At 65.6% G+C, this 11,881-nt stretch carries 14 protein-coding genes; 9 read left to right on the forward strand and 5 right to left on the reverse strand.

Annotation, left to right across the window (positions count from 1 at the left end; genetic code table 11):
* Positions 1 to 34: 34 nt before the first annotated feature.
* Entirely contained in the window at positions 35 to 202 is a 168-nt protein-coding gene (rpmG, locus tag G4Z14_RS11505) for a 50S ribosomal protein L33 (RefSeq protein ID WP_008027883.1), read from the forward strand.
* A gap of 149 nt (positions 203 to 351) precedes the next feature.
* Here rpmG and G4Z14_RS11510 read toward each other — a convergent pair whose 3' ends face one another.
* Both G4Z14_RS11510 and G4Z14_RS11515 read right to left on the reverse strand, forming a co-directional pair.
* Entirely contained in the window at positions 352 to 1,071 is a 720-nt protein-coding gene (locus G4Z14_RS11510) for a Bax inhibitor-1/YccA family protein (protein WP_164625833.1), read from the reverse strand.
* Between the two features lie 130 nt (positions 1,072 to 1,201).
* Positions 1,202 to 1,438, reverse strand: a complete 237-nt coding sequence (locus G4Z14_RS11515; protein ID WP_164625835.1) for a DUF1127 domain-containing protein — start codon at positions 1,436 to 1,438, stop codon at positions 1,202 to 1,204.
* Positions 1,439 to 1,569: 131 nt separating this feature from the next.
* Here G4Z14_RS11515 and G4Z14_RS11520 point away from each other — a divergent pair, with 131 nt between their 5' ends.
* Positions 1,570 to 2,472, forward strand: coding sequence for a LysR family transcriptional regulator (locus G4Z14_RS11520; protein ID WP_164625837.1), 903 nt, complete (start codon positions 1,570 to 1,572; stop codon positions 2,470 to 2,472).
* On the opposite strand, the gene G4Z14_RS11525 is transcribed toward G4Z14_RS11520, so the two are convergent.
* Positions 2,463 to 3,428, reverse strand: coding sequence for an NADPH:quinone oxidoreductase family protein (locus G4Z14_RS11525; RefSeq protein ID WP_164625839.1), 966 nt, complete (start codon positions 3,426 to 3,428; stop codon positions 2,463 to 2,465). The two genes, G4Z14_RS11520 and G4Z14_RS11525, sit on opposite strands and share 10 nt — an antisense overlap.
* A gap of 376 nt (positions 3,429 to 3,804) precedes the next feature.
* Between G4Z14_RS11525 and G4Z14_RS11530 the strand changes: the two genes are divergently transcribed.
* The 7 genes from G4Z14_RS11530 (at position 3,805) to G4Z14_RS11560 (ending at position 10,677) form a co-directional block, all read left to right on the forward strand.
* A complete protein-coding gene (locus G4Z14_RS11530; RefSeq protein ID WP_164625841.1) occupies positions 3,805 to 4,164 on the forward strand; it encodes a helix-turn-helix domain-containing protein in 360 nt (119 codons plus the stop codon).
* A gap of 76 nt (positions 4,165 to 4,240) precedes the next feature.
* Entirely contained in the window at positions 4,241 to 5,041 is an 801-nt protein-coding gene (locus tag G4Z14_RS11535; protein WP_164625843.1) for an inositol monophosphatase family protein, read from the forward strand.
* Between the two features lie 216 nt (positions 5,042 to 5,257).
* The gene (locus G4Z14_RS11540; protein WP_164625845.1) at positions 5,258 to 6,598 is read left to right on the forward strand and encodes an 8-oxoguanine deaminase; all 1,341 of its coding nucleotides are present in this window, start codon (positions 5,258 to 5,260) and stop codon (positions 6,596 to 6,598) included.
* Positions 6,599 to 7,012: 414 nt separating this feature from the next.
* On the forward strand, positions 7,013 to 8,182 hold the full coding sequence (locus G4Z14_RS11545; RefSeq protein WP_164625847.1) for an aspartate aminotransferase family protein: 1,170 nt from the start codon (positions 7,013 to 7,015) through the stop codon (positions 8,180 to 8,182).
* Between the two features lie 136 nt (positions 8,183 to 8,318).
* A complete protein-coding gene (gene argF, locus G4Z14_RS11550; protein WP_164625849.1) occupies positions 8,319 to 9,245 on the forward strand; it encodes an ornithine carbamoyltransferase in 927 nt (308 codons plus the stop codon).
* Positions 9,246 to 9,316: 71 nt separating this feature from the next.
* Positions 9,317 to 10,111, forward strand: coding sequence for a helix-turn-helix transcriptional regulator (locus G4Z14_RS11555; protein ID WP_164625851.1), 795 nt, complete (start codon positions 9,317 to 9,319; stop codon positions 10,109 to 10,111).
* A gap of 77 nt (positions 10,112 to 10,188) precedes the next feature.
* Positions 10,189 to 10,677, forward strand: a complete 489-nt coding sequence (locus G4Z14_RS11560; protein WP_164625853.1) for a DUF1993 domain-containing protein — start codon at positions 10,189 to 10,191, stop codon at positions 10,675 to 10,677.
* Positions 10,678 to 10,704: 27 nt separating this feature from the next.
* Here the strand turns inward: G4Z14_RS11560 and deoD are convergent, their stop codons facing one another.
* Positions 10,705 to 11,409, reverse strand: a complete 705-nt coding sequence (gene deoD / locus G4Z14_RS11565; protein ID WP_164625855.1) for a purine-nucleoside phosphorylase — start codon at positions 11,407 to 11,409, stop codon at positions 10,705 to 10,707.
* A gap of 56 nt (positions 11,410 to 11,465) precedes the next feature.
* The gene (locus tag G4Z14_RS11570) at positions 11,466 to 11,825 is read right to left on the reverse strand and encodes a DUF1127 domain-containing protein (protein ID WP_164625857.1); all 360 of its coding nucleotides are present in this window, start codon (positions 11,823 to 11,825) and stop codon (positions 11,466 to 11,468) included.
* Between the last annotated feature and the right edge of the window lie 56 nt (positions 11,826 to 11,881).

Genomic DNA, 11,881 nt, shown 5'->3' on the forward strand with positions numbered 1-11,881 from the left:
GGGACGCCGCTTCCCCGATGCAGGAGAGACGACCATGGCCAAACCGGCGACGATCAAGATCCGTCTGAACTCGACGGCTGGCACCGGGCACTTCTATGTGACCAAGAAGAACGCGCGCACCATGACCGAAAAGATGGTCGTGAAGAAGTACGACCCCGTCAAGCGTGAGCATGTCGAATACAAGGAAGGCAAGATCAAGTAAGATCTGCCTGCCCGATTGCCGAACCGCACGCCGCGCCCCACCGGGCGCGGTTTTGCTTTGCGCCCCATCGTCGCCCGCGTGTCGCGGGGGCTTCGAAATGAAAAAGGCCGGGGTTTCCCCCGGCCTTTGCGGTTTTGCTGCGGACGGCGTTACTCGCGGTTGCCGAGGAATTGCAGCAGGAACATGAACATGTTGATGAAGTCGAGGTAGAGGTTCAGCGCGCCCATGACGGCGGCCTTGCCCAGCCACTCCTGATCGCCATGCACGGCATGTTCGATATAGGTGTTCTTGATGCTCTGCGTGTCCCAGGCGGTGAGGCCGGCGAAGATCAGCACGCCGATCACCGAGATCGCGAAGGCCAGCGCCGAGGAGGCGAGGAAGATGTTCACGATCGAGGCGACGACCAGGCCAATCAGACCCATGATGAGGAACGAACCCATCGCCGAGAGGTCTTTCTTCGTGGTGTAGCCGTAAAGCGACAGGCCGGCGAAGGCGATGGCGGTCACAAGGAAGGTCTGCGCGATCGACGTGCCGGTGTAGACGGCGAAGATGAACGACAGCGACAGGCCGACCGCAGCGGCATAGACATAGAAGAACAGCTGTGCGGCCGCGACCGACAGGCGGTTGATCAGCGCGCCGAAGGCAAAGACCATGACCAGGGGCGCGAACATCACCACCCATTTCAGCGGCGAGCCGAAGATCACGCTCAGCATCGCCTCATTGGTGCCGACCGCCCAAGCCACGCCTGCAGTGACCAGCATGGCCACCGACATCAGGCCGTAGACCTTGTTCATATGGGCGCGAAGGCCCGCGTCGATCTGGGCCTGCTGGGCAGCGCCCACGGTCCGGATCGTGTCAAACTGTGCCATGTATAGCCTCCGATGTTTCTGGCAGGCGGCGCGCAGAGGTTCCGCGCGCCGCCTTATGCGCTGAATATCGGGAGGCAGGGCCGGGATTTCAAGGATTTCCGGTGGAAATCCGGCATTTCGTCCGCGGAATTTACATACCGCGGCGCCAGCTGGCGGGCACGTCCCAGAACGGGCGGTCGGCCTCGGTCCTGGCGGTGCGGGCCGAAAGGCCGATGTCGGTCAGCAGGGCGTCATCGAGATTGGCCAGCGCGGCGCGCTGACGGCGGGCGGCGGCGCCCAGACGCAGGGTTTCGGCCAGACGGCCGAGGATGCTCTGCTTCTGGACGCGACGGATCGTCATCGTGGAGGTGGTGACAGAGGCGAACATGATCTTTCCTTTCAGGACATTTGCAGCGGTGATCCTTTTGGGGAATTCCATCAGGGCACTTGATTGTTCTACTCGAATCATCGACATTTCGAAAATGAATGCTTTTGACGGCTGACATCAGGAGTTGTGATATGATCCGCAATCTGGACCTGACCTCGCTGCGGTCGTTCGTGGCCATCGTCGATGCCGGCGGCGTGACCCGTGCCGCGGGCTTTCTGAACCTGACGCAATCGGCGGTGTCGATGCAGATCAAGCGGCTGGAGGAATTACTGGGCTGCCAGCTCCTGGACCGCTCGGCCCGCAAGGTGGGGATCACGGCGGAGGGCGAACAGCTTCTGGGCTATGCCCGCAAGATGTTGGCGCTGAATGACGAGGCATTTCATCGGCTTACCACAGACGTACATGAGGGCGAGATCATTCTCGGCGTGCCGCATGACATCGTCTATCCCGCCATCCCGCAGGTGCTGCGCCGCTTTTCCAAGGACTATCCGAAGATGAAGGTGACGCTGTTGTCATCGTTCACGCGGGTCTTGAAGGCGCAGTTCGCGCGGGGGGAATGCGACCTGATCCTGACCACCGAATCCGAGGTGGAGCCGGAGGGCGAGACCATCGCCGAACTGCCGCTGGTCTGGGTCGGGGCGCCGCAGGGCACGGCCTGGAAAAGCCGCCCGCTGCGATTGGCCTATGAGCACAACTGCATCTTCCGGCAAGGGGTGCAGGCGGCCCTGGACAAGGCCGGCATTGCCTGGGAGATGGCGGTCGAAAGCGATTCGACCCGCACGGTCGAGGCCAGCGTTTCGGCCGATCTCGCGGTGCATACCGTGCTGGCCGGGTCCGAGCCGCCCTATGTCGAGCGGATCAACCATGGCGGAACGCTGCCGGATCTGGCGACGAAGAAGGTCAACCTCTACATCGCCCAACCCGCGCATTCGCCGACCATTCAGGCGTTGGCCGAGATGATCCACCGGGCCTATACCCAAAGCGGCGGGCGCCAGGTGGTGCAGGAGCGCGAGTTGAAGCTGGTTCAGTCCTGAACCCGGACGACCACCTTGCCGGTGGACTTGCGGTCGCGCAACAGCTCCAGCGCCTGCGGCAGTTGCGCGAAGGGCAGGCGGTGGCTGATATGGGGGCGCAGGCCGCCCTCGGCATACCAGCCCAGCAGGGTGGCAAGGCTGCCGGTCAGCAGCTGCGGGGCGAATTTCAGGTAGCCGCCCCAGTAAAGCCCCATGACCGACAGGTTCTTCACCAGAAGCAGGTTGGCCGGCACCTGCGGCACCTGACCGCTGGCAAAGCCGATGGCCAGAAGCCGCCCCTCGGGCCGACAGGCCGAGAGCGCGGCGTCAAACCCCGCGCCGCCCACGGCGTCATAAACCACGTCAACCCCGCCCAGCGCCTTGAAGGCGGATTTCAGGTCGGGCGTGTCGCTGTCGATCACCGCGTCGGCGCCGGCGGCGCGGGCGATCTCAAGTTTCTCGGCCCCGCGCGCCGAGGCCACCACCCGCGCGCCCATGCGCTTGCCGATCTCGACCGCCGTCAGCCCCACGCCGCCCGCCGCGCCCAGCACCAGCAGCGTCTCGTCCGGTTGCAGCCGCGCCTTGTGCGCCAGCGCCAGATGCGAGGTGCCATAGGCGATCGGAAAGGCGGCGGCCTGATCAAAGGGCATGGCGTCGGGGATCGGCACCACCCGCTCGGCCGGGGCAAGCGCCTCATCCGCCAGGCCCCCATGGTTCAGGAAGGCCAGAACCCGCGTGCCGGGCAGCGGACCCGCCACGCCCGGACCAAGCGCGGTGACGACGCCCGCCACTTCCATGCCGGGCGTATAGGGCAGGGGGGGCTTCTCCTGATACTTGCCTTCGCGCATCAGGAGGTCGGCGAAGTTCAGCCCGCAAGCCATGACCCTGACAAGCAGCTCTCCCGGGCCGGGAGAGGGCAGGGGCACCTCCTGCAGCTGGAAGGTGCCGTTCAACTCTGCCAGTCTCCAGCTTTTCATCCTGCCTGCCCCTGAATGCGCGCCGCCGCATCAGACTCGGGCGGGGTCGACCCGTCAAGAGGCGGCGGAATTTGCAGGATGCAAAGAACGGCAGCGAAAGCATTGCATAATGCAGTGCAAAATGCAAAACGCCTTAGGCGCGAGTCCGGCGACGACAATGAAATTTTAGCGCGCAGATGGGCCGTTGCCCATGTGATTTTCTACATCTGTATAATTGGACATATCCAAAAGGACAGGTTTGCCGGGCTTGTCGGGGTGGGGCCGAAAAATTTATCGTAAACAATGTGAAATGCACATTTTGGCGTAAAATTTGCTTATAGATGAGCAGGGGTGTGCCCCTGTACCTGGTAAGATTTTGAAAAGAGGGAAGCCACGAATGAAGCATCCGGTCGACGCCCATGTGGGCAAGAGAATCCGTCATCGCCGTTGGATGATCGGGATGACCCAACAGCAGCTGGCGGACAAGGTCGGCATCAAGTTTCAACAGATCCAGAAGTATGAGACGGGCATGAACCGGGTCTCTGCCTCGCGGCTCTGGGATGTTGCCGAAGCACTTGGGGTGACGATCGCCTTCTTTTTCGATGGTCTTGCCGAGAGCGACGTGCCGAAGGCCGCCGGAAGCGACCTGATGGCCGACAAGGAGGCGCTGGAACTGGTGCGGTCCTACTACGCCATTCCCGAAGCCCAGCGCCGCCGCCTGTTCGACCTGGCGCGCGTGCTGTCTGACGCTGCCTGAAATTTCGGTCGCTTGACCGCAAGCCCCCGTGCCGCTAGCCCGGCTGCGGGGGCTTTTCATTTTCCGGGAGTGGGTCATGCGCAGGTTGGATGGGGCAGAAGAAGCAGAGCTGATGGCGACAGCCCATGCGCTTGCGGATGCCGCACGCGAGGCGACGCTGATGCATTTCCGCCGGCGCGGGTTGACGGCGGATACCAAGGAAACCGCGCGGTTTGATCCGGTGACGGTGGCCGACCGGCTGTCGGAGGAACGCATGCGGGCCATTCTGGCGGCACGCCGGCCGCAGGATGGCATCCTGGGCGAGGAATATGGCCGCACCACCGGCCAAAGCGGCCTGACCTGGGTGCTGGATCCGATCGACGGCACACGCGGCTATCTCTCCGGCACGCCGACCTGGGGCGTGCTGATCTCGGTTGCCGACGCGCAGGGGCCGCTGTTCGGCCTGATCGACCAGCCCTATATCCGCGAGCGCTTCGAGGGCGGTTTCGGCCGGGCCGAGGTGAACGGTCCGATGGGCCGGGCAGAGCTGCAGGCAAGACCGCCGCGGCCGCTGTCCGAGGCCATCGTGATGACCACATTCCCCGAGGTCGGCAGCCCCGTCGAAGGGGCGGCCTTTCGCCGGGTGGCGGACAAGGCGCGGCTCGTACGTTATGGCAACGATTGCTATGCCTATGCCTTGATTGCGGCGGGCCAGATCGACCTGGTGATCGAGGCGGGGCTGCAGGCCTATGACGTGCAGGCTCCGATCGCGGTGATCGAGGCCGCGGGGGGGGTGGTCACCGATTGGGAGGGCCGGCCCTGCCATGACGGGGGCCGGGTTCTCGCCGCCGCCAATGCCGCGATCCATGCCGAGGCGCTGGCGCTGCTGCGGGGCTAGCTCCTCGGCCGCGCGGCCGCGCTTCTCGTCGCGAAGGGGGCGCCGCCCCCGTCGCGGTTCCCGCGACTCCCCCGGGATATTTCCGCCAGTATGAAAGGGCTTGGGCTTGCCGAGGCGGGCTGGTAGAGTGCCACGGGCAGGCCGCGAGTCCTTCCCCCTTCTGTCGCGCCCGGCGTTCCCGATCCACCGAAGGGGTGGGCAGACAAGGGAACCGCCATGCCTGATATCCTGATCCGCAATGCCGACGTCGTCGTCACCATGAACGGCGCGCGTGACGAAATTTCCGGCGGCGACGTGCTGATCCGCGGCGGAGCCGTCGCGGCTGTGGCCAAGGGCATCGTCGCGCCGGGGGCCGAGATCGTGGAAGCCCGGGGCTGCGTCGTGACGCCGGGTTTGGTCAACACGCATCATCACCTCTACCAGACCCTGACGCGGGCCGTTCCCGGTGGGCAGGATGCCCTGCTTTTTGGCTGGCTCAAGACGCTGTACCCGATCTGGGCAGGGTTCGGCCCCGAGGAGATCTTCGTTTCGGCGCAGGTGGGGTTGGCGGAACTGGCGCTTTCGGGCTGCACCCTGACGTCGGACCATCTCTACCTCTTTCCCAACGGCGCGCGGCTGGATGACACCATTGCCGCCGCGCAGGAGGTGGGGCTGCGTTTCCACCCGACCCGCGGCGCCATGAGCATCGGCGAAAGCGCGGGGGGCCTGCCGCCGGATTCGCTGGTGGAGCGCGAGGCGGCGATCTTGGCGGACATGGTGCGCGTGGTGGACGCCCATCATGACCCGCGTGAGGGCGCGATGGTACGGGTGGGGCTGGCACCTTGCTCGCCCTTCTCGGTCACGCGCGATCTGATGCGCGACACCGCGCTGCTGGCGCGCGACAAGGGGGTGATGCTGCACACCCATCTGGCCGAGAATGACGAGGACATCGCCTATAGCCTTGCACGGTTCGGCTGCCGGCCCGGGCAATATGCCGAGGATCTGGGCTGGACGGGCGAGGACGTCTGGCACGCCCATTGTGTCAAGCTCGACGCCGGCGAAATAGATCTGTTCGCCCGCACCGGCACCGGGGTGGCGCATTGCCCCTGCTCGAACTGCCGTCTCGGCTCCGGCATTGCGCCGGTGCGGGCCATGCGCGACGCGGGGGTCAAGGTGGGGCTGGGGGTGGATGGCTCGGCCTCCAACGACGCCGGCAATCTGGTGCTGGAGGCGCGTCAGGCGCTTTTGCTGCAGCGCGTGGCGCGTGGCGCCAACGCGATGAGCGCGCGCGAGGCGCTTGAAATCGCCACGCTGGGCGGCGCGCGGGTGCTGGGCCGCCCCGACTGCGGCGCGCTGGAGGTCGGCAAGCGCGCCGATATCGCGATCTGGGACGTTTCGGGCATCGAGGCGGCGGGAGCGTGGGACCCGGTCGCGGCGCTGGTGCTGTGCGGCCCGCCCCGGGTGCGGGATTTGTTCGTCGAGGGGCGACAGGTGGTGCGCGACGGCGAGACGAGAACGATCGACCTCGCCCGGGTGGTGGAGCGGCAGAAGATACTGGCCCGGCGATTGGCTGGATAAGGGTTTACAGGCCTGCGGCGCCGGGGCTGCAGGTCACCCGGTGTTCCGGGCGGTAGCCGGCTTTCCGGCATGCACCTGAGAAGGGGAATTCGGCAAAGTGGCGGAGGAGGCGCTCCGCCGGTTCCGAAAGCCGAACCCATGCATTTCCGCAACTATCCTCCGGCAATCGTCCGGAGACCGCTCCAGTTCTGCACCGCCGCCCGAGAATCCGCTTTGCAACGGGCCGACTTGCGGCTATGGCGCAGGCATGATCGCACATGGCACCCTGATCTCGCTGCCCCGACGCCGACGCTGAGCGCCTGCGCCCGATCTGCCGTGGCCCGATCCGTCGTGATCCCGGCCAAATCCCCTTACAGCATTGACCTTTCGTCCCGGCCTTGGCATCCCTTGGCCTTCCCTGAAGGAACCCTGCCCATGATCTCCGCCGTCCTGCCGACCTACAACCGTGCCCCGATCGCTTTCGTCAAAGGCGAAGGCAGCTGGCTGACTGCCGAGGACGGCAGCCGATACCTCGATCTCGGTGCTGGCATCGCGGTGAACGCGCTTGGCCATGCCCACCCGGCGCTGGTGCAGACGCTGACCGAACAGGCGCAGAAGCTCTGGCATGTGTCGAACGTCTATCGCATCCCCGAACAGGAGAAGCTGGCCGAGGCGCTGGTCGACAAGACCTTTGCCGACACGGTGTTCTTCACCAATTCCGGCACGGAAGCCGCCGAACTCGCCATCAAGATGGCCCGCAAGTACCACCATGACAAAGGCACCCCGCGGGCCGAGATCATCGCCTTCGAAGGCGCGTTCCATGGCCGCTCCACCGGGGCGATTGCCGCGGCCGGGTCGGAGAAGATGGTCAAGGGCTTTGGCCCCCTGATGCCCGGCTTCACCCATCTGCCCTTCGGCGACCACGAGGCGCTGAAGGCCGCCGTCGGGCCGCAGACCTGCGCCGTCATCATCGAGCCGATCCAGGGCGAGGGCGGCATCCGCACCCTGCCCGACGCCTGCCTGAAGGGCCTGCGCGACCTGTGCGACCAGCACGGCGCGTTGCTGATCTTCGACGAGGTGCAATGCGGCGTCTCGCGCACGGGACGGCTCTTTGCCCATGAATGGGCCGGCGTCACCCCCGATATCATGATGGTCGCCAAAGGCATCGGCGGTGGCTTTCCCCTGGGCGCGGTGCTGGCCACCGAAAACGCCGCCTCCGGCATGGTCGCGGGCAGCCATGGCTCCACCTATGGCGGCAACCCGCTGGGCTGCGCCATCGGGTCCAAGGTGCTGGAGATCGTCTCCGACGACGCCTTCCTCGCCGAGGTCAACCGCAAGGGCGGGCTCTTCGCCCAGGGCCTCGAATCCCTCGTCGCCCGCCACCCCAAGGTCTACGAGGCCGTGCGCGGCCAGGGCCTGATGCTCGGCCTGAAATGCAAGGCGACCAATACCGATGTGGTCAAGGCCAACTATGACCAGCACCTGCTGACCGTCGCCGCGGCTGACAACGTGATCCGCCTGCTGCCGGCCCTGAACATTCCCGACGCCGACATCACCGAGGCGCTGGCCCGGCTTGACCGCGCCGCCAGCGCACTGGAGGCCTGATGCACGCCGCCATCGAAACCGCACACCGCAGCCGCCGACGACTGTGAACTGACGCTGACTTCATCTGTTCACAAATATCCTGCAGGGGTCCGGGGGTGCAAAACCCCCGGGGGCTCCACCAGAAAACCGGTTCGACATGAAACACTTCCTCGATATCCACAAGACCCAAGCTTCCGACCTCAGGGCGATGATCGACAACGCCCATGCCATGAAGATCGCCCGCAACAATCGCCCCAAGGGCACGCCCGATGACGACCAGCCGCTGGCGGGCCGCATGGTGGCGCTGATCTTCGAGAAACCCTCGACCCGTACCCGCGTGTCCTTCGATGTCGGCGTGCGGCAGATGGGTGGGCAGACCATGGTGCTGTCCGGCAAGGAAATGCAGCTTGGCCATGGCGAGACCATCGCCGACACCGCGCGCGTTCTGTCGCGCTATGTCGATCTCATCATGATCCGCACCTTCGAGGAGGCGACGCTGCTCGAAATGGCAGAACATGCCACCGTGCCGGTGATCAACGGCCTGACCAACCGCACCCACCCCTGCCAGATCATGGCCGATGTCATGACCTATGAGGAACATCGCGGTCCGATCGCCGGCAAGAAGGTGGTCTGGGCCGGCGACGGCAACAACGTCGCCGCCTCCTTCCTGCACGCCGCCGGACAGTTCGGTTTCGATTTCACCTTCACCGGCCCCGAGACGCTGGACCCCGAGGCCGCCTTTGTCGACTTCGCGCGCGCCAAGGGCGCCAACGTCCAGATCGAACGCGACCCGCACAAGGCCGTGGATGGGGCTGATCTGGTGGTCACGGACACCTGGGTGTCGATGCACGATCCCGAAAGCGCCAAGGAGCGTCGCCACAACCAGTTGCGCGGCTATCAGGTCAACGAGGCGCTGATGGCGCGCGCCAAGCCCGACAGCCTGTTCATGCATTGCCTGCCGGCGCATCGCAACGACGAGGCGACCTCGGCCGTGATGGACGGCCCGCATTCGGTGATCTTCGACGAGGCGGAAAACCGGCTGCATGCGCAAAAGGCGATCATGCGCTGGTGCCTCGGGGTCTGACCCTCTCGGGGCCTTCGGCGCCGCATCGCAGACCAGGACGTGTGCCAGAGGCGACGAGGAGGAGGGCAGGCATGGCAAAGCGCAAGACAGCCGGGCCGCAATCTTTCGCCCTGCAGGCGATGGATGCCGACGGCATCCTGCGCCTCGCGACCGGCCTGTCGCGCGCCGAATACGACGCCATGCTTGCCCGCCGCAACCTGATCCGCTTTCTCGTCGCATGCTCCGGCTGTCTGAAGCTGACCAGAGCCCTTGGCCGCGCGCTGGGGCTGCGCCGGCGTGACCTGCGCGCGGAAATCGACGGCTGGCTCTGCGAACCCGGCCCGCATCATGGCCAGATCCTCTGGGCCGGGCGCAACCGTCTGGTCGGCAGTTCCGCCGCCACTGGCCCGCTGATCTTCGACCTTGACGGCGCGCAACTGGCGCTGATCTTTGCCGCGCTGAAACAGGCGCAAGACCTCAGCCTGTCCACCACGCAATCCGAAAACTATGCGGTGCTGCGCAACCGGCTGTCTTTCATGCTGCCGCCCACCCTGCGCCAGCTGGTCGATGTTGCCGCCCCGCCTGTCGCGCCGGGGCTGGAGGGGGAGGAACCCGCCGCCCTCGCCCCGGTGGTCGATGCGATCCGCCAATGGCGTCGGTTGCGGCTGCGCTATGAGGCCGCCTCTGGCGCGATTACCGAGCGCACGCTATGGCCCTTGGTTCTGCACTATCGCGACGCCTGCCTTGTCGGCTGGTGCGAGTTGCGCGGCGAATACCGCAGCTTTCGGTTTGACCGCATGCTTGAGGTGGACGTCCTGCCGGACAGCCCGCCCCGCCTCCGCGCGGCTGTTCTGGCCGAGTGGAAAGCCACCCAGTGGCGTGACTGACCTTGTCGCTGCCCGGAACAGCCTTGCGCCCGTCCGCCTCTTGGCGCTTGATGGGCGCACGCTGACAGGAGACCGCGATGCACGCCCCCACATCCCATTTCATCCATTCCCTGACCGCCCTTTCGGCCATCCTCACCAAGGCCGAGGCCCATGCCGAGGCGAAGAAGATCAAGCCCGAGGTGCTGCCGCAGTTGCGGCTGATCGCCGACATGTTCCCGCTCTGGCGGCAGATCGCCATCGTGACCGACCATGCCAAGGGCGCCTCGGCCCGGTTGGCCGGGCTGGAGGTGCCGTCCTTTCCCGACACCGAAACCACGATCGCGGACTTGCAGGCCCGCATCGCCAAGACCATCGACTTTCTGAAGACCATTCCCGACAGCGCCTATGAAGGTGCCGAGGCCCGCACCATCACCGTCCGGGCCGGTTCGCGCGAACTGACCTTTCCGGCCCTGCAATATCTGCACAGCTATGCCGTGCCGAATTTCTATTTCCACATGAGCACGGCCTACAACATCCTGCGCGCCAATGGCGTCGAAGTCGGCAAGGTGGATTTCCTCGGCGGCTGAGCCGGGGCACTGGCGGCGGGGGCGGCGTCAGGCGAAGGCTGCCTCCAGCGCCACCTCGACCATGGCGCCGAAACTTGTTTCCCGCTGGTCGGCGGGCAGGGCCTCATTGGTCAGCATGTGGTCCGAGATTGTCAGCACCGCAAGCGCCCGACGACCGTGACGCGCGGCAAGGTGGTAAAGCTCGGCCGCTTCCATCTCGACGCAAAGCGTGCCGTGGCGCTGCAACTGGTCCGACAGGTCGGGGCGTTCGTCATAGAAGGTGTCCGACGAAAAGATGCCGCCGACATGCACCGGCACGCCAACCTTCAATGCGGCGGCGTGGGCGGCCATGAGCAGCCCAAAATCCGCGCAGGGGGCGAAGTTCAGCTCGCGGAAGATCGACCGCGAGGGCGAGCCGCAGGTCGAAGCGGTCTGCGCCAGCACCAGATCACGCACCTTGACGTGGTGTTGCAGAGCCCCGGCGCTGCCGATGCGGATCAGGGTCTGCGCGCCGTAATCCTGCATCAGCTCATTGGCGTAGATCGACAGCGACGGCATGCCCATGCCCGAGCCGTGGATCGTCACGCGATGCCCGCGCCAAGTGCCGGTGTAGCCCAGCATCCCGCGCACCTCGTTCACCAGAACCGGGTTTTCCAGATAGGTCTGGGCCGCCCAGCGGGCGCGGTAAGGGTCGCCCGGCAAAAGCACAGTCTCGGCAATCTCGCCGGGTTTGGCACCGATATGGAACGTCATCGCAATCTCCCCGTCGCCGGGCAGGCTATGACAGGTTCTCCGGAAGCGAAAGCCCGTCAGGCGTGCTGATGGGTCTTGGCTTCGAACTGATGGGCATTGAGGCAGAAGCTGCAATCCTGCGGCCGGGACAACTCGCCCCGGTCCAGCACCAACCGGCAGGCGCCGCGATCATGGCAGGTGCCGCAGGTTTCCAGCAGCTCCAGCCATTCGGCGTGGTCGGCCTTCACCTCGTCCTCGGACAGACCGAAGATCGCGGCCATGGCAATCACCCGGTCCGGCACGTCATGCGGCATGCGCACGAAGGCCTCGACCTGAGCCCGGCTCATGCCGAGATCGTCAAGGTCGCGGTCGGTCAGCGCATCGACCTCGCGCACTTCGTTCCAGCGTTCAACAAGGGCTTTGATCCGTTCGAACATGGCCGTCTCCTGACTTGCGGTTGCGGCCAATGTCCTCCCTTTGTCAGGGGAAACCT

Origin of the sequence: Tabrizicola oligotrophica (genome assembly GCF_011008935.1) — a bacterium.
Taxonomy (GTDB): domain Bacteria; phylum Pseudomonadota; class Alphaproteobacteria; order Rhodobacterales; family Rhodobacteraceae; genus Tabrizicola_A; species Tabrizicola_A oligotrophica.